This window comes from Clostridium oceanicum, from assembly GCF_039521385.1.
Lineage (GTDB): Bacteria > Bacillota > Clostridia > Clostridiales > Clostridiaceae > Clostridium_F > Clostridium_F oceanicum.
Map to the genome: position 1 here is coordinate 22,057 of NZ_BAAACG010000001.1, position 20,707 is coordinate 42,763.

The 20,707-nt window shown below is 26.2% G+C and carries 21 protein-coding genes; 13 read left to right on the plus strand and 8 right to left on the minus strand.

Features of this window, described 5'->3' with window-relative positions; genetic code table 11:
• Positions 1–222: 222 nt before the first annotated feature.
• The 3 genes from ABDZ71_RS00080 (at position 223) to ABDZ71_RS00090 (ending at position 3,145) form a co-directional block, all read left to right on the plus strand.
• Positions 223–927 carry an ABC transporter ATP-binding protein gene (locus ABDZ71_RS00080; protein ID WP_425544675.1) on the plus strand — a complete coding sequence of 235 codons (705 nt, stop codon included), beginning with the start codon at positions 223–225 and terminating at the stop codon, positions 925–927.
• 2 nt (positions 928–929) lie between these two features.
• Entirely contained in the window at positions 930–2,495 is a 1,566-nt protein-coding gene (locus ABDZ71_RS00085) for a putative ABC exporter domain-containing protein (RefSeq protein WP_343757578.1), read from the plus strand.
• A gap of 125 nt (positions 2,496–2,620) precedes the next feature.
• Entirely contained in the window at positions 2,621–3,145 is a 525-nt protein-coding gene (locus tag ABDZ71_RS00090; RefSeq protein WP_343757580.1) for a dihydrofolate reductase family protein, read from the plus strand.
• Positions 3,146–3,379: 234 nt separating this feature from the next.
• Here the strand turns inward: ABDZ71_RS00090 and ABDZ71_RS00095 are convergent, their stop codons facing one another.
• The 5 genes from ABDZ71_RS00095 to ABDZ71_RS00115 form a co-directional block, all read right to left on the minus strand.
• Positions 3,380–5,326 (minus strand): BglG family transcription antiterminator, encoded by a 1,947-nt coding sequence (locus ABDZ71_RS00095; protein WP_343757582.1) that lies wholly within the window; start codon positions 5,324–5,326, stop codon positions 3,380–3,382.
• A gap of 412 nt (positions 5,327–5,738) precedes the next feature.
• Positions 5,739–7,106: an 8-oxoguanine deaminase gene (locus ABDZ71_RS00100; protein ID WP_343757584.1), complete on the minus strand. Its 1,368-nt coding sequence runs from the start codon at positions 7,104–7,106 to the stop codon at positions 5,739–5,741.
• A gap of 95 nt (positions 7,107–7,201) precedes the next feature.
• Positions 7,202–7,489, minus strand: a complete 288-nt coding sequence (locus tag ABDZ71_RS00105) for a hypothetical protein (protein WP_343757586.1) — start codon at positions 7,487–7,489, stop codon at positions 7,202–7,204.
• Positions 7,482–8,444 (minus strand): RibD family protein, encoded by a 963-nt coding sequence (locus tag ABDZ71_RS00110; protein ID WP_343757588.1) that lies wholly within the window; start codon positions 8,442–8,444, stop codon positions 7,482–7,484. Before ABDZ71_RS00110 ends, ABDZ71_RS00105 begins: the two co-directional genes overlap by 8 nt.
• A 29-nt stretch (positions 8,445–8,473) precedes the next feature.
• Positions 8,474–9,199, minus strand: a complete 726-nt coding sequence (locus ABDZ71_RS00115) for an SDR family NAD(P)-dependent oxidoreductase (protein WP_343757590.1) — start codon at positions 9,197–9,199, stop codon at positions 8,474–8,476.
• A gap of 187 nt (positions 9,200–9,386) precedes the next feature.
• Here ABDZ71_RS00115 and ABDZ71_RS00120 point away from each other — a divergent pair, with 187 nt between their 5' ends.
• The 9 genes from ABDZ71_RS00120 to ABDZ71_RS00160 all read left to right on the plus strand — a co-directional run bounded on the left by ABDZ71_RS00120 (position 9,387) and on the right by ABDZ71_RS00160 (position 16,455).
• Positions 9,387–10,706: a PTS sugar transporter subunit IIC gene (locus tag ABDZ71_RS00120; protein WP_343757592.1), complete on the plus strand. Its 1,320-nt coding sequence runs from the start codon at positions 9,387–9,389 to the stop codon at positions 10,704–10,706.
• 69 nt (positions 10,707–10,775) lie between these two features.
• A complete protein-coding gene (locus tag ABDZ71_RS00125; RefSeq protein ID WP_343757594.1) occupies positions 10,776–11,114 on the plus strand; it encodes a PTS sugar transporter subunit IIB in 339 nt (112 codons plus the stop codon).
• Between the two features lie 2 nt (positions 11,115–11,116).
• On the plus strand, positions 11,117–11,476 hold the full coding sequence (locus tag ABDZ71_RS00130; protein ID WP_343757596.1) for a TIGR03792 family protein: 360 nt from the start codon (positions 11,117–11,119) through the stop codon (positions 11,474–11,476).
• 10 nt (positions 11,477–11,486) lie between these two features.
• Positions 11,487–12,119 carry a flavodoxin family protein gene (locus ABDZ71_RS00135; RefSeq protein ID WP_343757598.1) on the plus strand — a complete coding sequence of 211 codons (633 nt, stop codon included), beginning with the start codon at positions 11,487–11,489 and terminating at the stop codon, positions 12,117–12,119.
• A gap of 21 nt (positions 12,120–12,140) precedes the next feature.
• Positions 12,141–12,932: a PHP domain-containing protein gene (locus tag ABDZ71_RS00140; protein WP_343757600.1), complete on the plus strand. Its 792-nt coding sequence runs from the start codon at positions 12,141–12,143 to the stop codon at positions 12,930–12,932.
• 3 nt (positions 12,933–12,935) lie between these two features.
• Positions 12,936–13,259 (plus strand): PTS lactose/cellobiose transporter subunit IIA, encoded by a 324-nt coding sequence (locus ABDZ71_RS00145; RefSeq protein ID WP_343757602.1) that lies wholly within the window; start codon positions 12,936–12,938, stop codon positions 13,257–13,259.
• Positions 13,260–13,355: 96 nt separating this feature from the next.
• The gene (locus ABDZ71_RS00150; protein ID WP_343757604.1) at positions 13,356–14,129 is read left to right on the plus strand and encodes a glucose-6-phosphate isomerase family protein; all 774 of its coding nucleotides are present in this window, start codon (positions 13,356–13,358) and stop codon (positions 14,127–14,129) included.
• A 16-nt stretch (positions 14,130–14,145) separates the two neighbouring features.
• Complete coding sequence (locus ABDZ71_RS00155; RefSeq protein WP_343757606.1) at positions 14,146–14,685, plus strand: glucose-6-phosphate isomerase family protein; 540 nt, start codon at positions 14,146–14,148, stop codon at positions 14,683–14,685.
• Positions 14,686–14,694: 9 nt separating this feature from the next.
• Positions 14,695–16,455 (plus strand): class I mannose-6-phosphate isomerase, encoded by a 1,761-nt coding sequence (locus ABDZ71_RS00160; protein ID WP_343757608.1) that lies wholly within the window; start codon positions 14,695–14,697, stop codon positions 16,453–16,455.
• A 97-nt stretch (positions 16,456–16,552) separates the two neighbouring features.
• Here ABDZ71_RS00160 and ABDZ71_RS00165 read toward each other — a convergent pair whose 3' ends face one another.
• A complete protein-coding gene (locus ABDZ71_RS00165) occupies positions 16,553–17,503 on the minus strand; it encodes a RibD family protein (protein WP_343757610.1) in 951 nt (316 codons plus the stop codon).
• A 91-nt stretch (positions 17,504–17,594) separates the two neighbouring features.
• Entirely contained in the window at positions 17,595–17,963 is a 369-nt protein-coding gene (locus ABDZ71_RS00170; protein ID WP_343757612.1) for a TIGR03792 family protein, read from the minus strand.
• A gap of 321 nt (positions 17,964–18,284) precedes the next feature.
• On the opposite strand from ABDZ71_RS00170, the gene ABDZ71_RS00175 reads away from it, so the two are divergent.
• On the plus strand, positions 18,285–20,141 hold the full coding sequence (locus ABDZ71_RS00175) for a glycerophosphoryl diester phosphodiesterase membrane domain-containing protein (protein WP_343757615.1): 1,857 nt from the start codon (positions 18,285–18,287) through the stop codon (positions 20,139–20,141).
• Positions 20,142–20,356: 215 nt separating this feature from the next.
• Here the strand turns inward: ABDZ71_RS00175 and ABDZ71_RS00180 are convergent, their stop codons facing one another.
• Positions 20,357–20,707 carry a hypothetical protein gene (locus tag ABDZ71_RS00180; protein WP_343757617.1) on the minus strand — a complete coding sequence of 117 codons (351 nt, stop codon included), beginning with the start codon at positions 20,705–20,707 and terminating at the stop codon, positions 20,357–20,359.

Here is a 20,707-nt window from a genome sequence, read left to right on the forward strand (position 1 = left end):
TATATGGAGTATAATGTTAAAATTAGTATAGAAAAGCTTTTCTTTTAGAGATAGATAAAGAAAATATTCACATATTAATGTAAATATTAACCATAACATCAATTGTTTTATTGAAAAATATAAATAAATCTAGTATAATTTGTAAAAAATGAACTATTTATTAATAATCTATATTTATGTGTGTAGATTTGGTTATTTTAAATCTATATTTTACAAAAGGAGATGAATTTAGTGTTAACAATATCTAATCTTACAAAGAAATATAATAAAGTTGTAGCAGTTGATAATTTGAATATTGAAGTAAATGATGGAGAAATAGCAGTACTTCTTGGGCCTAATGGTGCAGGAAAAAGTACAACAATTAAATGTATAACAGGGTTATTAAGATATGATGGAGAAATAGAAATATGTGGTTATAAAAATAAAAGTGTGGAAGCTAAAAAAATATTTGCATACATACCAGAAACACCTTCATTATATGAGCTTCTTACAGTGTATGAACACTTAGAATATATAGCAAAAACTTATAAAATAAAAAACTATAAAGAAAAAGCAGAAGAACTTTTAAAAGAATTTGATCTTTATGATAAGAAAGATAAATTAGGTAAAGAACTGTCTAAAGGTATGCAGCAAAAGGTTAGTGTATGTTGTGGACTTCTTATAAATCCTAAGGTTGTATTATTTGATGAGCCTATGATAGGTCTTGATCCTAAAGCTATAAAAGAGCTTAAGAGAATTTTTTTAACATTAAAAGAAAAAGGGTGCAGTGTAATAATTAGTACCCATATAATAGATAGTATTGAAGAATTGTGGGACAAGGCTCTTATTATGAGTAAGGGGAAGATAGTTTTATCAAGAACAAGAGAAGAGTTAAAAGAGAAAAATGAATCTTTAGAAGAAATTTTCTTTGAAGTTACGGAGGAATAGTGATGAAACCTTTATTTTATATAATAAGAAAAAGTATTAAAAATTATATAAAGAATCTTAGGTATAATAAGGGAGCTTTAGTAGTTTTTATATTTTATGCCTTTCTCTTTGGATATGCAGTAATAAGTTCTATATTTGGACCACCTCCTAAAACAAGTGGTTTTATTTCAAAAGAAATGTACTCTATTATTATAGGAGGAATTATTTTAGGTTTTTTATTTTTAAATTTAAAATCTGCTCTTAAAAATGGGTCAAGTTCTTTTAGAATGGCAGATGTAAATTTAGTATTTACAGGTCCAATATCGGCTAGAAAAGTATTAACTTATGGATTTTTAAAGGATATGAAAGGGGTACTACTTTTATTGTTAATAGTAGCATTTCAGATACCAACTATGAGACGTGTCTTTCCTATGAAAAGTTATGGGCTTTGGGTATTATTTATAGGACTTTTCATATACATATTTTCTCTTTCAATTATAAATATGTTTTTGTATTCAGTGGCATGTAAATCTACGAAACATAAAAAAGTAGTAGAAAAAGTGATTAATAGTATAATGGGTTTACTTGTATTAATTCTATTATATGGTGTATATAAAGGAGGAAGTTTAAAAAATGGGTTATCCTTTGTATTTAATAATCACTATTATACATATATACCTTATGTAGGGTGGATTCAAGGATTTTTTAATGCAGCAATAAATGGCATAGATTTAACTTTTACCATATACTTGTGTTTGATAGTAATATTTGTAGCAGCCATTTTACTCTTACTATATAAAACAGAACTTGACTTTTATGAAGATGTTTTAAGTGGAACAGAATATCTTGAAAGTAGTCTTAAAGCGGCAAAAGAAGGGAAAAATATAATGTTTTCCCCTAAAAAAGTTAGAAAAGTTAAAAATCAATATAAAGGACAAGGCGCAAAAGCTATATTTCATAGGCAACTTCTTGAATATAAAAAAGTTGGAATATTATTTGTAAATAAAGTTACTTTATTTATGGTTATAGTAGGAGTAGGATTTTGTTTTATTTCAAAAAGTAATAATATAAATGTATTGCTTATGTTTATGGCGTATATGTTGCTATTTTCAACACCTCAAGGAAAATGGAATGAAGAACTTAAAAAGCCATACATATATCTAATGCCAGAAGAATCCTGGAGTAAATTATTTTATTCTACCCTTGCAGATAACATAAAAAATTTTGTGAATGGAGTAGCTTTATTTTTAACAGTTGGGATTATATTTAAAACTAATCCTATAGTAATATTACTTTGTATATTGAGTTATACAAGTATTGGAGCTATATATATTTATGGAAATGTACTTTCTAAAAGACTGTTTGGAATGTATAGTAAAACTTTAGGATCACTTTTAAGCTTTTTAATTGTAATTTTAATAATATCACCAGGAATTGCAGGATTTTTAATTATTTACTATGTTTATAAATATGTTTATATAATGAAACTTTTGTCTTATGCAGTTTTGATAGTTTACAATCTTATAGTATCAGCTATTTTATTAGTTTGTAGTAAAGGTATTTTTGAAAAAACAGAATATAATGACTAAAAATATTATTTGAATGTTATTTAAATAGTATAGGAATAAAATATTTACTAAAACTAATAGCATTAGAATGCGATTTATGAAATTAAAAGTAATAAATTATTTTATGAAAAAGAGGATGAGAACTTATGAATAGAAAAGTAATTTTATATATTGCTACAAGTTTAGATGGATACATAGCAAGAAAGAGCGGAGAGGTTGATTTTTTAAAAGGTGATGGAAGTGAACCAGGAATAGATATTGGGTATAATGATTTTTATAAAAATATAGATACAGTAATTATGGGAAATAAAACTTATTCACAAATAATGGGATGGGGAGAATATCCTTATAAAGGAACTAAAGGATATGTTTATACTAGAAAAGATCTTAGAAATGATGAAAATGTAACCTTTACTAATGAAGATCCAAAATCCTTAATAGAAAAATTAAAATCTAAAGAAGGTAAAGATATTTGGTTAATAGGAGGAGCTAATATACTAGATTCATTTATTAAAGAAGATTTAGTAGATGAGTATATAATTGCAGTTATGCCAATAGTTTTAGGTTCTGGAATACCATTATTTAAAGAAAATGAAAGAGAAATAAAATTAAAATTAAAAGAAAGTAAGGCTTTTGATGGAATAGTTCAAAATCATTATGTTAAAAGATAGTTAATTTATTGAATTTATAATTACATTTAGGTTTAATAATATAATTTTAAAGTTTTGTGAAATTTGCAATATATTCTAATGAAATTAAGTAGTTATAAATCTTTATATAAATAGAATGAGAACCAAAATTATATATTTAATAAAAAATATTTAAATGAAAATTTAGACATTTTTATTTAAGCTAATAGCTTTATATAAATATATAAATTGGTTCTTATGTTTTTATATGAAAATTTAATTTTCAAAGTAAGTTTCCCAAAGAAGTTTCTTAAAGTCTTTAAAAAGTGTTATTTTTGAAAGATCCTCTACTTTATTTTTATCTGAGAATATATTAATTACTAAATCATATATTATACTTAGTTGAGGAGCATCTTTTTTATTTATTGCAAAAAGGAATGCAGATTTAATTTTGGTTTTATCCCAATTAATAGGTTTTTTAAATATAGTAACAAATACTGTAGTTTTTATGGAACGAGCATTAGTTGCATGAGGTAGAGCTACACCGGTATTTATTGCAGTTGAGATAAGGTTTTCCCTTTCAAAAACTGACTTCACATAATTATCATCTATATAATTTTTAAGTTTTAATGTATTACACATGTAGTTTATTGAGTCATCTCTTGTTTCTAGATTTATATTAGTATGAAAAAATTCTTCATTAAAAAAATGAGAAAAAATGATTTCAAAGTTATGTTTTTTTAAGTTTTTTAGTAAGTCATTTAAGGTATTTTTTACTTTAAATTGATCAATAAGATTAAAAGATGGATGTATTAGTAAACAACTTTTAATGCTTTGACAAAGTAAATTAGAAGTTGTAATTATTAAATCATATTTATGAAAATTTTTCTCATAAGTTTTTACTTCGTAATTAGTAGATATGCTTGTTATATCTATTTTTTTATTATCAAATAAGTTACAAATTGTATGAGAAATGTGATTTGAAGTTGCATTACCTTCTAATACAATAAGTAATATATTAAGACTATTTTTCATTGAAAGATTGAGATTGCTTTGATTAAAAGCAACACCTAAATAGGAAACTAAATAACTTATTTCGTCTTGTGTTAATTTTAAATTAAGTTTTTTATGAATTTTTTCAGACATACGTAAACCCATATCATATATAAAAGGGTATTCATTTCTCATTTTTTCTTTAAGTGGATTGTTAATTAATATTCCAAATCTAATTCTAAGTAATGCTATCTTAATGTGTAACATTAAATCATACATTATTTTAGGTGAAAATTTAAGATTAACTTGAAACTCTTCATTAAGTTCATTAAGTATTTCTGTTAATATAGTATAGAGTTTATCTGTTGACTTAACATTTAATCTTAAAGCTCGTTCTTTATTTTCAAAATTGATTAAAGAAGAAATATTATAAGTAAAATATGTTAGTTCACTATTATTTATATCAATAAAAAATTCTTTTTCTAGCAATTCTATAATAGATTTTGAAAGTAGAAATTCATAACTATGAGTGTTTACAGTGAAATTTTTAATAATTGGAGGCTTTTTATCTAAGTAAGTTCTTTCTAATATTAATCCAGTATAAGCTATTATATCTGTAAGTGTAAGATATTTTGATGTAAAATCTATGGATATTAAGTATTTGGAAATAGTGCTTGATAATTTTTTAACATCAAAAGTCGTAAATATTTTAGTTAATATTGAATTAGAGGGATCTGTATTAATTAATTTAATTATAGAAGTAATTAATTTATCATAAGAATTAGTTTCGCATTTTAAAATTATAGTATTTACATCTTTAAAAAGAGTGACATTTTTAAAGTTAAGTGTATTTATAAGATTTTTAAGGGTTGCTATATCTCCAAGTAAAGTAGATTCAGATATAAATAATTTTTCACATAGAGTATACATATTAATAGAATTATCATTTAAAATTAATTGGCTTAGTATATAGATTAATCTATCAGAAGAATTCATTATAAATAATTCTTCTATATTAGATAAATTATTATATTCATTATTAAAACGGTAACCGTTAGATTTAGAAGATAATATAATATCATCATTAGTATATTTTTTTATAGAGAGAATATCATTACGAATAGTTCTGCTGCTTACATTGAAAATTTCACCTAAATTTTTGCCTGTAACCCAAGAATGATTATTTGATAAATAATCAATTATTTCTTTTTGTCTTTTGGAAAAAAGCATTTACTCACATCCTTTTATATGAGAATTTATTAAAAGATAAACGTTTTCTAACTCTATAAAATAAAAATAAGAAAGGTAATTTAATTTGTGTTTGTCCTTGAAGTAAAAAATTAATAATAACTATTAACTAAAATCAGTAAAATATTAATTGGTATATTTTGTTTTTTATTAAAAGATATTATATATGATTATTTAGTATAATTATATATATTAAATTAAGTAATGTCTAATGGTTAAAATTACCGCATTAATAGGAGTTTTTAGTTGAATAGTGAAAGTATAAAATTGCTAATTATAAATAAAATTATTTTTTATCATAATTGTTTTGTAAATCTAAAAAATCATTATAGTTTTTAAAAATAAGTAGATAAATTCATTTTTAAAACAAAATCATCTACTTATTTATATAGTATTATAACCTATGCTTTCTTTCATATTCAACAAGAGTAGTTGCTATTTTATTAGCTTTTTCAAATACTAAATTTTCATCTAAAGTGGTAAGTGTACCATCTTTAACTATAACTTTACCATTAACAATAGTCATTTTTACAAGACTGCTGTTACCACAAGTTACTAAACCTACAAGGGGGTTATGACATCCTGCATATGCAATATCCTTTAAATCATAAAGAACTATATCAGCAGCTTTATTTTTAGATAAAATTCCAATGTCGTCTCTTCCAAGGACCTCTGCTCCACCTCTAGTAGCACATTTTAAAATTTCATAGGCATTTAATCCATTATTTCCATATTTTAAATGATTTAATAGATAAGATCGTCTAACTTCTTCCCACATATTTGAACCATCATTAGAAGCGCTCCCGTCTACAGCAATACTTAATTTAACTCCAGCATTTAAAAGGTCAGTAGTAGGACATATTCCACTAGATAATTTCATATTAGATGAAGGGCAATGGGATACTCCACATCCTTTTAATCTTTTTATTTCATCATCATTTACATGAATAACATGGGCAAACCATACGTCACTACCTATCCATTCAACTTCTTCCATTAAATCAACAGGTTTTTTACCATACATATTTAAACAAAAATCTTCTTCATCCTTTGTTTCAGCAAGATGGGTATGAAGCATAACACCTTTTTTTCTAGCTAATTTTTGTGATTCAATCATTAAATTTTTACTTACTGAAAATGGAGAGCAAGGAGCAAGTGCTATTCTTTTCATAGAAAATTTACTATTGTCATGATATTTATTTATTAGTCTTTCAGAATCTTTTAAAATTATATCTTCATTTTGAATTATACTATCTGGTGGTAAGCCTCCTTTGCTTTTACCAAGGGATATAGAACCACGAGCTGCATGAAAACGCATACCTATTTTAGATGCAGCCTTTATTTGTTCGTCAATTAAATTATTAGATGTTTTATTTGGAAATAGATAATGGTGGTCCATTGATGTTGTACATCCAGTTCTAAGAAGTTCAGTAAATGCTACTAGAGCACCATAATGCACAGCTTCTGGATTTAGATGTTTCCAAAATTCACATAATCCAACCAACCAAGGGAAAAGAGGCTTTTCCTGAACTTCATCGATTCCTCTAAACAAAGTTTGATAAAAGTGATGATGAGTATTTACAAATCCAGGCATTGCCAGAAGATTAGAACAATCAATTACTTCAACATTTTCGTCTATAGTAATATTTTTGCCTATAGAGTGTATTTGATTATCTTTTATGAAAATATCTTGATTTTCTAATATTTGATTTTCATCATTAAAAGTTACTATTTTTGAAATGTTTTTTAAAAGTAATGACATTTAAATAATCTCCTTTATAAATATACCAGCATATTTTAAAATATAAATTATTGTTTAATAATATACTAGATTTATAATGTTTTATATGGTGAATTTTAAAAGAAAAAAGCCCATAAAGTTATTAGAAATTTAAGTGGTTTACCTAGATTGTCAATTTTTTTTGTTTTTATAGTTCTAACATATTTAAGTTCAATATATGAAGAACAGATTATGACAATAAGAGGCAAAAATGCATAAGTTGGTTCATTAAATAAAACATATATTGTTATTATTGAAAAATAAATTAGTAATGCACTATTGCAGAGAAGACTAATTATAACTAATCTCTTCCATTTATCATTTAACAATCCATTTGGGGGAATTATATGCTTTTCTCTAGACATTTTGATAAACTCCATAAATTACTTTGTGTCTTAGGTACATATAATGTGGTGAATACATGAATATACTTATAAGTTCTGTGTGAGGATGATTAGTTGAGGTGAATTCTTTTCCATGCATCCCCATAGTTAATGATTTTCCCCCTAAATAAACACATGAATAATTTAAAAATAGTTCATCCATTAGTTCTTCTTCCATAAAAATATGAGTTAAAGTTGGAGATTCTACTAATAACTTTTCTATTCCCATTTTTCTTAAGATCTTTAAACCAACCTTATTATTAGGAATATTATTTTCACCAGTAACAATGATATATACTTTATTTTTATCAGGAATGAAGTCTTTAAAAATAATTTCCTCAGTAGTATTATAAGGTCCAATAATTATAGTTTCCTTTTTAGCATTTTTCTTACAAGTTTTTAAACCAGCAGGAGAAGTATAAAAAATAATAGGAACTTCACCACAAGTGAATTGAATATGATCAAAAGGTATATCAGAACCATCTAGTGTAGGAATTATGTTCCATGGAACTGACTCTCTGCCTAGTAATTCTCTAGCTTTTTCTAAATTGTTATCATATACATGACCAGTTCCATTAGGTTCTGCACTTAAAGTATTTGCTCCAAAGATAATACCATCTGCAGAAGATCTTAAAATATTTAAAGTCCACCAATCAGTAGTACTACCTAGTTTGCTAAGAAAATTTTTAGAAGCAATTAAAGGCCCTTCAGGGTCATCAGTAAAGGCGATTCTTCCGTCTATTGATGTTACTAAAGATGAATAAGTATAAGGTCTATCTTTAGGTATTTCTCCAAACATAAGAGCTTCACCGTATACTTTTCTTAATTCGTTGCAATCTATTCCTAAAGTTGGTAAATTTATATCTTTATTTTTAAAAACTTTGTTTAATTTCATTTCATTATAAGGGTAATTCATACTTTCTAAGTTAGATGGCATATAAGCACCTCCATATTATATTTATTATATTATAAACTTCCACCACAAATTGGTAAGTGGCCTCCAGTCATCCAGGATGACTCTTTTGTTGATAAAAATAAAACAGCATTAGTTATATCATCTACAGTTCCTATTCTTTCTAAGGGATATATACTTTTATAAAAGTTTAGTAAATCTTCAGGGTTATCAGCTTCATGGAGTCTTTTTTCTATCATAGGAGTATGAACAACTCCAGGCATTATAGTATTAGCTCTTATATTTGGAGCATAATCTAAAGCTATACATTCAGTAAGCATGTTAACTGCAGCTTTAGATGGATTATAAGAAATACGTTCTTTTAAGGGCTGTTTTGACATATCAGAAGATATATTTACAATAGTTGAAGTATGTTTTTTTAATTCTTTAATTGTAGCTTTACACATATTAAATACACCAAAAACATTAATTTCAAAAGTTAATTTAAATGTATCTAAAGTAGTAGTTTCTAGTGTTCCTTCTCTTGTTATTCCTGCTGAATTTACTAAACAATCTATTTTACCAAAGGTTTTAATAGCTTTTTCAACTACTTTTTTACAATCTTCTAAAATGCATACATTACCTGAATAATATATAAAATTAGGATCATTAATATTGCAAGTTTCTTCTAAAGAAAAACCAATAACCTTAGATCCTTCTTTTAAAAGTCTATTGGAAATAGCTTTTCCCATCCCAGAAGCAGCACCTGTTACAATGGCTACTCTTCCGTCCATTTTCATAACATAACCTCCTTTAATTATTTAATTTTTATAATTTAGATTATATTCAATAAATTGAAGCTTATCAAAAAATATATTTCCTAAGCTAGTTAGGAAATCAAATATTTGTTCTAGAGTATTAATTAAAATATAATCAAATTAAGCTAGCTTGGGAAAAATAAAATGTATAAAAAGGAAGGGTGAAAATATGGAAAAGTTACAACGATTTCTTTCAAAGTGGCTATTGCCTATAGCTGCTAAACTAGAAAAAAACAAACAATTATCAGCTATTAGAAAAGGAATGATGACTTTAGTACCAGTTACTTTAGTAGGATCTGTACCAATGATATTTATGCAACTACCTAATATACCAAATGCACCACAGTGGCTATTAAATCCTATAATTTATATAGGAAAAATAACAAACCCTATTTATTTTGCAACTTTTGGGTGTATGTCTTTATTTGTAGCAGCTTTTATAGGTTATTATTATGCATTAGAAAGAAAGGTATGGGACATAGGATCTATTGTAACCGCTTTAATGTCATTTATAACTGTAGCTACATTAACTAATGATAAAGGTGTTCAAGATTTTTCTTATTATAGTGGGACAGGAATTTTCGTAGCTATTATAGTAGCTTTAATATCTGTTGAAATACTTCATATATTTAAGAATAAATTGAAATTTACAATCAATTTAGGAGAAGGTGTTCCAACACCAATAAAAAGATCTTTTGAAAACTTATGGCCTATTCTTTTTTCAGTACTCATAATTGCAATACTTAAATTTTTTATAGAAAAATTTACTGGTGTACCAGTAGTTAAGACTGTAGAGGTATTATTTAAACCTTTAACAGCTTCAGTAAATACTTTGCCAGGTATAATATTTATTTTGTTTATACAACAATTATTATGGTGGTTTGGTATTCATGGATATGCGGTTACTTCACCAATTTGGTTAGCAGTTGCATTCCAAAATGCAGATGCCAATGCAGCAATGCTTAAAGCTGGAGTAGCTTCATCACAAATGTTTATTTTAACACCAAATTTTATGTGGGATATGGCATCGTTATCAGGTTCAGGTATAATTGGAGCTTTAGCAATATTAATGTTATTTTCAAAATCTAAAAGATACAAAGCAATTGGTAAACTTTCTATAATTCCAGAGTTCTTTGGAATTGGAGAACCGGTGTTATTTGGTATACCAGTAATTTTAAATCCAATTATGTTCATTCCTTTATTAATAACTTCACCGGTAGCAGCAACTATAGGATGGTATGCTATTAAAACTGGATTTGTACAGCCATTTAAAATGGTAGGTCCATATCTTCCAATACCATTTGGAGCAACAATTGCATCTATGGATTATAAGTATGTATTTGTGGCTATTGCTATAATAGCTTCAGCAGTAGTTATATACTATCCATTCTTTAAAATTGTAGAAAAACAAGCAATAGAAAAGGAACGTGCAGCAGAAGGTAAAAATGTAGAAAAATCATTAGATGATTTTGATTTTGATTTTGAATAATGTATATAAAATTTATTAGTTATCTATTTCAATTTGTATAAATAGAAAAATATGAAAGGGTTGAAGAGTATGAAAATATTATTAGTTTGTTACGGTGGACTTTCAACATCTATATTAGTTAATAAAATGGTTAAGGCAATTTCTGAATCAGAAAAATTTAAAAATAGAGGAATAGAAGTAGAAGCCTGGGGTAAGGAAGAATATGTAGAGCACTTAGATGGTGCTAGAGTAATTCTTTTAGGACCACAAGTATCTATGATTGAAAATGATGTTAAAAATACAGCAAAAAATAATGGCTATGATATACCAGTTTTAGTAATAGATAAAGAAGCTTATGCAATGATGGATCCTGTTCCAGTTTTAAAAGAAGCATTTTTAGCTATAAAAAATCATAAAAAGGATGAGTAAGTGTGATTAGAGAAGAGATTTGTTTTAATGAATACCCAGTTGAATATTTAGTATTTAAAATAGAAGAAACAGCTTCAATAAAAGAATTTTTAGAATTGCAACAAAAAGTATGGACTAAGTATTTATCTTCCTTTGATGCTTTTGTTTCAGAAGAGATATGGATAAATAAAGAAAATCCAGGAGAAATTCATAAAATAGTAGTGTGGAAATCTATGGATGGATGGAAAGATATATGTCCTATTGAGTTAAAAGAAAAGGATGAAGAATTTAAAAAATTATACAATAAACCTTTCCAAATTACAAGAAGACTTCATAAAGAATATAATCATGGATTATACAGAGTTAAATTGTTTTATAAATAGGAGGAAGAGTATGAAGACATTAGTATTTGTAGGGACACCTAAAAGAAAAGGTGATTCAATGGCACTAGTTAATGAAACATTAAAATATTTAGATGGAGAAGTAGAAGTTATTAATGTATTTGATCATTTAGATATAAAGCCTTGTATGGCATGTGGATATTGTGACAAGAAACCAGGATGTTCAATTAAAGATGGGTTCCAAGATATTCTAGAAAAAATTTATAATGCAGATGCATATATTATTGCGTCCCCAATGTGGTTTGGAAATATTACAGGTCCAATGCTTTCATTTTTCTCAAGACTTCAAACTATTTCATCTGGAATTATTTATAGAAAAGATACAAAGCAAACTTGGGATAAAGCAGGTATATTTTTAATGCCAACTGGTTCTAGATGGCATTCAATGGGAAAAGCAGTAGAAACTACAGTAGAATTTGTATTTGATCATTTAAATGCTTTTTGCTTAGATTTTGTTTATGCAAATAATACAAATATATTACCAGCAAAAGATAATCAGCAGGCTATATATAAGTGTAAAATAGCTTCGGAAAGACTTAATCAATGGTACAAAGATAAAAAAGAAGGTAGATATTATAAGTATGGGTATACGTCATATAATCATATAAAACCAGATGTAAAATAATAAATTGTTTTGGAGGTACCTATGAAAACAAACTATCATACTCATACTTATAGATGTAAACATGCCATAGGTAAAGATGAAGAATATATTGAAAATGCTATTAAATCAGGAATTAAGATATTAGCTTTTACAGAACACATGCCTGATAAAAAAATAGGAGATAAATATAGACCATCTTATAAGGAATTTGAAGAATATGTAGATACATTTTCTAAATACAAAGAGATATATAAAGACAGAATACAGTTATTAATAGGTCTAGAATGTGAGTTCTTTAATGAAAATTTGTATACTTATGAAAAATGGAAGAAGGATGAAAGAATAGATTTACTTATTTTGGGTAATCATTTTGCATCTGATAGAAAGAAGTATTTTTTTAATGCTATAAGTAAAGAAGAAATCATTCTATATAAAGATATTTTGTTAGAAGGTATGGATAGTGAATATTTTGATATTATAGCCCATCCTGATTTATATTTAGCTAATTACCCTAAATGGGATAAGGTGTGTAAAGAGGTAGCTATAGAAATATGTAGTAGAGCTAAAGAAAAAGAAATACCTATAGAAGTTAATTCACAGGGTATGAGATCTGTTAATTTATTTGATAAAAATAGAAAAAAATATTATTATCCAGTTAAAAAATTTTGGGAGATAGCAGCTTTATATAATAATGAAGTTGTAATAGGAGGGGATTACCATTCTCCCCTTCATATTGAAGATAAATATGTTCAATTAGCAAGAGATTTTTCAGAAAAACTAAATTTAAATGTTATAGATGAAATTAAATTGAATGGTAATATTAAGGAGGATTAATATATGAACTCAAAAGAAGAAGCAGTTGTATTTAATATAATATCAAGTGCAGGGGAAGCTTCAGCACATTTTTTAAAAGCTATAAAGTTAGCAGAAGAAGAAGGGGAATTTAAAAAAGCTTATGAAGAATTAAAAAAAGGTGAAGAAGTATCACTAGCTGCTCATAAAGAACAAACTAAGTTAATACAACGTGAAGTAAGTGGTGAAAAAATAGAAACTGGTATTTTAATGATACATGCACAAGATCATTTAATGAATTCCATTTTGTTAAAAGATTTAGCAAAGTCAATAGTTTCACTTAATGAAAAATTATATAGATCTAAATAAAAGCTAATAAATAATTTAATATATAAAGTAGTGTAGTTTCTAAGATATAAATTAACCTAACATAGTTTTTTAAAAGTAATTAAGGGAGGAGATCTTTTGTTTAATAATGGAATTGGTTTAAGCTATGATTTTGAAAATAAAGAATTTGTGTATAAGGGAAATAACTTTGGACCAATAACTGAAAAAAGAAGATTAGATGATATAAGAAAAAGTCTTAAAAATCCTAATTGTGATGGACCAGAAGTTGTGTATAGTATAGCAATGGATGTAGGTTTAAAAGAAGATAAAGAAGATTTAATAAATAGAAATTTGTTATATGGAGCCTGTATTTATTCTAATGGAGTGATGGAAGATGAACCAGTAAGATCTCAAGGGCATATTCATGCTATATCAGAATCTTGTAGATATTCAACTGGAGAGTTATATGAAATATGGTATGGAAAAGCAATTATATTTATGCAAGAAACTGCTAAAGATTATCCAGGTAAAGTATATGCTGTAGAAGCTAATACTGGAGATGTAGTATTTGTACCACCAGGATGGGCTCATTATACAGCTAATGCTAATCCAAAAGATTTTATGGTGTTTGGTGCTTGGTGTGTTAGGGATTATGGATTTGATTATAGAGATGTTCGTGAACATAATGGACTAGCATATTTTCCAATAGTTAAAGAAGGAAAGATAGAGTTTGATAAAAATCCTAAATATGATGATTGTAAATTAGAAATAAAAAAACCAAGAAAATATGAAGAATTAAATCTTGATTATTCAAAATCTATTTATGATCAATATAAAGATGAAAAGGATAGATTTAATTTTGTTACAGATCCACTGAAGTATAGAAAAATATGGGAAGATTTTATTCCTTAAAGTTAGGAGAAAATTTATGAAAATAATAGAAGCTAAATATAACCAGGATTTTTTTAATGGAGTAATAGAAGGAGAAAATGTTAAATCTTATAGAAAATTGTACAAGGATATTGCTTTTGCATACAATTCAAAAGATGAAAATTTAAGTGATGATACAGAAATGTATAGAGTCTATTCCTTTGATGAAGGTGGAGATAATACTATACTATGGGGATTAACAATACTTCACCCTGTTACAGTAAGCGGAGAGTGCAATTTAACTAGAGGACATTTTCATCAAGATAGAACTGAACCTGAAATATATTTCGGATTAGGTGGAGAAGGATTGTTATTATATATGGACAGTAAAGGAGAATGTTTTGCACAAAAAGTTGCTAAAGGATCAGTTCATTATATTCATGGTGAGTATGCCCATAGATTAGTAAATACAGGAAATGAAGATTTGAAGGTTGGAGCGGCGTGGAGAAAAGCTGCAGGTCATGATTATGAAGCAATAGAAAAAAATAATTTCCCTTATAGAATATATAAAATTGATGGAAATATAGTTATTAAATAGGAGGAAACTATGAGTTTTAAATATGATAAACAGCCACATGTAGAAGTAAAAGGCTATGAAACTGGACATGCATGGGAAGGCTATGATGAAATTATAGGTAAGATAAAAGATAGTATAGAATCTATTGGAAAAGAAAGAAAAATATTAGCTATAGATTTTTATCCAGGAGTAAGAACAAAAGAAATTAAAGAAGGTATTGTAGATAAATTAAATGGAGATATAGAAATTTATACAGATGAAGATGTATTTGAAGATATTAATACTGTTGAAAAAAAGATAAAAGATGTTGTAACTGATGATAGGATTTTGGGGAAAATGTCACTTCATACATTACAAGATTTTATTAATAAAGAAAAACTCAATAAAGTTAAAGAAAAAATAGAAAATACAGAAGGATTAGTTATAGTATATGGAGTAGGATCTACACTAGTAGCTGATCCAGATATATATATATTTGCAGACTTAGCTAGATGGGAAATTCAACAAAGATATAGAAAAGGTGATATTCCTAATTGGAAAGGTACGAATTATAAGGAAGATCCATTAAGAAAACTTAAAAGAGGTCATTTTTTCGAATGGAAAGTAGCTGATAGATATAAAAAAAGAAATCTTTTTAAATTTGATTATTTACTAGATACAAATTTAAAAGATACACCTAAGATGATTTCAGGAGAAGCTTTTAAAGAAGGACTAAAACAAACAGCCCATAGACCTTTTAGAGTAGTTCCATTTTTTGATCCAGGAGTTTGGGGAGGACAATGGATGAAAGAGGTTTGTGATTTAGACAGAAATATGGAGAATTATGCTTGGTGTTTTGATTGTGTACCAGAAGAGAATTCACTTTTACTTAAATTAGGAGAGACTATAGTAGAAATACCATCAATAGATGTAGTGTTTACACATCCAATAGAGTTATTAGGAGAAAAAGTTCATGCTAGATTTGGACCAGATTTTCCTATAAGATTTGATTTTTTAGATACAGTTGAAGGACAAAATTTATCATTACAGGTACATCCTTTAGTAGAATATGCTCAAGAGAAATTTGGATTACATTATACACAAGAAGAATCATATTATTTATTAGATGCTAAAGAAGAAAAAGATACTTATGTTTATCTTGGTGTAAAAACAGGAATGGACAAAGAAAAGTTTTTTGGTGATTTAAGAAAAGCTCAGCTAGGTGACAGTGATTTTAAAGCAGAAGAATATGCTAATAAAATACCTTGTAAAAAACATGATCATTTTTTAATTCCACCAGGGACAGTTCATTGTTCAGGAGCGGATACTATGGTGCTTGAAATATCTTCAACACCAAATATATATACTTTTAAACTATGGGATTGGGCAAGGCTTGGTATGGATGGAAAACCAAGGCCTATAAATATAGCTCATGGAGAAGAAGTAGTTCAATTTGATAGAAATACAGAGTGGACAATGAAAAATTTAGTTAATAGAGTAGAGAAAGTATCAGAAGGTGATGGTTTTATAGAAGAAAAAACTGGACTTCATGAAAAGCAATTTATAGAAACAAGAAGGCATTGGTTTAATAAAAAAGTAACTCATAATACTAATGGAGGAGTAAATGTATTGAATCTTGTTGAAGGGGATCAAGCTATTGTAGAATCACCAAGCAATTTGTTTAAGCCTTTTGTAGTTAATTATGCAGAGACCTTTATAATACCAGCTGCTGTAGGAGAATATACTATAAAACCTTATAATGATTCAGAAGGGAAAAGAATTGCTACTTTAAAAGCTTATGTAAGAACATAAAAATAATTTATAAAATTTAAAATAGCACACAATGAAAGCATATATTGTAAAGATATAAAATCATTACAATATATGCTTTTAAAGTTGAATACTATTTTTAATATAGTAATTTATGTCTTAAATAAAGGAAAGAGGGAGAATGCATGTGAAGAGATATTAATTTTGAGTGAGGATGATTAGAAGAAGTAAAGGAAGTATTATTACTTCCCATTGAAAGTGCTTTACCTCCAATGTAAAGACAAGAATAATTTAAAAATAATTCATCAAGTAATTTTTCTTCCATGAAATAATGAGTAACTGTTGGAGATTCTACTAATAATCTTTTTATTCCCATTTCTCTTAATATTTTCATACCAATTTTGTGGTCGAATTTTCTTTCCCTGTTAGTAACAATAATATAAGCTTTTTTAGAATCATATTTAAAATTATTAATTTTAATATTATCAATAGAACTGAAAGGACCGATTACTTCTACTTCTTTTTTTATGTTTTTCTTTATAGAATCAATTCCTTCTTCCGTTGTATAGAAAAAAGTTGACATATCTTTATTAGTAAATTGAGCTGCAGAAAAGCAAATATCTTTTCCATCTAATGTAACTACAATTCTCCAAGGTATAGGATCTATTCCAATTTCTTCTCTTCTTTTTTCAATGTGATTATCATAACAGTGGCCTGTTCCACCAGAAGTTGCTTCCGCTGCTATGGAGTTTGTACCAACTAAGATTGCATCTGCAGCACCTCTTAATACATTAAGTAACCAATAATCTAAATCAGCGCCTTTACCAGCATATTTATTTTTACGAGCAATTAATGGTCCTTTAGGATCATCTTCAAAAGCAATTTTTCCATCAATAGAAGTAACTAATGAATTGAATGTATAAGGTCTATTTTTAGGAATTTCTCCAAACATTAAATCTCGTCCAAAAACTTTTCTCACATTTTCATGAATTACACCTTCAGTGCACAGATTAATATTTTTATTAAAATATAATTCTTTTGCTTTCATATTATCATAGTCAAAAGATTTTTTAGGTAAATTTGATGGCATGGTAACCCCTCCTATAAATTTGTCCATATTTAACTTGTTTTTTAGTTGGATAGATAGGTTGTTTTAATAGAAATTTAAGTTTAATAGTTTATTATAGATTATTATTTAGTTCGAAATGTCTTACTTTATGAAGGCCATGATTTAATTCTTTGTGTATTCTCCTTGTCATTTTAAAATTATAACTAAATTTTTCGCAGAATTCTTTGTCTTTTAATTTCAATTTGTCTAAAGGTATATTTTTCCAGTGGTCCATAGATTCCCATATTAGGATCGTATGTATTTCTCCAGGAGTGTCATAATTTACCCATACTTCTTTAGAAATAAAACCAGGAAAAGAAGATAAGAAACTAGTCCATATTTCATGGTCTAATTCTATAAAACGGTCTATGTTTTCTTTATTTTCTATTTGAAAAATCAAATATTCTACTGGAAAGTTTTTATTACTATAATCTTTATTCATTATTAAGCATCTCCTTCTACTATTGATATACTATACATTTTTATTTTATATATGTTAGAAAATGTTTTCAATTAATGTTTTTCCTATCTAACATAGGAAGATAAAAAAACATATAATAGTTAAAGTAGAGTGATATTTGAAAGAATAGTTTATGTAATATGTTTCTTCAATATAAGCTTATCAACATCTAAAATCTTTGGACAATTAATATTAAATTATATATAATATAAAAATGAAAGTTAATGTTAATCAATTATGAATGGTTATATTAACTCTTATTATTTAAAAGTATATAAACACAGGAAAAAAGAGGTATTAAATATGAACCTTAAAAAGAAATATACATCTATATTTTATATATTAAAAAGAAGTTTTAAATGTTTTAAAAAGAGTTTTTATATAAACATAGGATTTGAAGCAATGTTTAAAGTAATTACAAGTTTTATTTTTATTCCATTTGTTACAGTGGTGTTTAATTATTTTGTATATATTAGCAAATTTGACAGTATCACTAATAAACAAATACTTAGCTTTATAGGAAGTATACCAGGAATTTTAACTATTCTAATTTTAGGTATAGCTATGTTTATTTTTGTTTTTATAGAATTTGGTGGATTAATTATTATTTCATCACAAGCATATTTTGAAAGAGTAGTTTCTGCAAGAGATGCATTTTTAACATCACTTAAAAATATTAAAGGGATTATGTCTATTGGTTTTATTCCAATTTTGACTTATGTATTCTTTATTGTTCCTTTTTCTATAGGGTTAGGATTTTCTTCTGATATAATTCCTAATGTAGAAATACCTTCTTTTATTTTAGATGTTGTATATAAATCTGTGAAATGGACTTCACTTTATATATTAGTACTGTTTATAGCAAATTATTTTTTAATAAGATGGATTTTTGCTATGCATTGTGTAATATTAGAAGGTAAGAATTTTTCAAAGGCTCTTAAACGCAGTTCTAAACTTGTTAAGGGTTCTTTCTTCAAAATATTGTTTAGTTTATTATTATTGAATTTAATTATTATGATAGTTTTAGGATTAATCTTTTTATTATTTATTTTTGTAATAAATATATTTGAATACAATTTACATTCAAATAAGAATTTATATTTAGCCATAATTTCTTTTGTAACAACAATAGGTTTTATTATAGCATTATTACTGGGATTATTAATTTTACCTTTAAATATAATAATGATTACCCAGCTATATTATGAACAAGTAGAAATAAAAGATAGCGTAGAACCAACATATTTACATATTAAAGCAAATGTAAGAAAGATAAATTGGAAAGCTTTATTTAACAGACATAAAAAGAAACTTATATCAATGATTCTTTTGTTAATTATGTTTTTTTCAGGAATTATATATTTTTATCTTACAATTAAAGATGTAGGTAATTTAAGGAATATAACTGTTACTGCTCATAGAGGGGATGCAGTAAATGCGCCGGATAATACTATGAGTTCACTTTTAGGTGCTATTAAAAATAAAGCGGATTATAGTGAATTAGATGTACAAGAAACAAAGGATGGAGTGGTAGTTTTAACTCATGATACTAATCTTAAGGAAACAGCAGGTATCAATAAGAGTATTTGGGAATTAACTTATTCTCAGGTAGAAAAATTAGAAGTAGGTAGTCATTTTTCCTCTAAATTTGCTGGTGAAAAAATTCCTACTCTTGAAAGTATCATAAAAGCAGCAGATAAAAAAATAAAATTAAATATAGAACTTAAGCTTAATGGACATGAAAAGCATCTTGAAAAAAGTGTAGTAAAGCTAATTGAAGATAATAATTTTATAGATAAATGTGTAGTTACTTCTTTAGATTATAAAGCTCTTCAGAAAGTTAAAAAGTTAAATTCTAAAATTAAAACTGGATATATTATGTTTATAAGTATTGGTGATATTAGTTCTTTAAATGTAGATTTTTTTAGTGTAGAAGCTTCAGTAGCTACTCCTGATTTCATTGAAAGAGTTCGTAACAATAATAAGAAAATTCATGTTTGGACTGTAAATGATACGGAAACAATGAGAAAATTTATTGATCTTAAAGTAGATAGTATTATTACAGATGATCCAATACAAGTGAAAACATTATTACAGGAAAAGAAAAAAGAAGATCCATCAGATCCATTAAATAGGATTTTAAAACTTATAGAAGAATAAAGATCATTATAAAGTTTAGAAGAATTAAATGGGATAATAGTAAGCTTATTTATATATTAATTTAAAAATATTTTTAGAAAAATAAGTTTATGATTAAAGAATATTATATTAAAATAATAAAAAACATATAACATGTTAATTCTATTAATTATTAAACAATATTAATAAAGTTATTAGAATCTATATTGTTATATGTTTTTAGATTGTGTAGAATTTTAACTAGCTCTATTTATCATAGCAAAAGCTTTTCTTTTAAAGGGAGCCCATTCTTTGTAGCTTTCAGCACTATTAGGTATAAGTTTCATTCTATTTAATCCTTCTCTTGTAGATCTATATTCAGATATTAAAAGATCATTAACCTTATAAATGTTAGTTTCTTTTATTAAGCCAACAGATTTTAAAGCAAGGATATGTTTAGTTATATTTTTATTTGAACATTGTTTTTCATTTCCGTATTCAGATTTTATTAAGTTTATAATATCTGATGTATTTATTATTTTAAACTCAATACTTTTTTCACAAATTAATTGAAGTATTCTAAACTTCATAGGTAATTTCATTTTCAT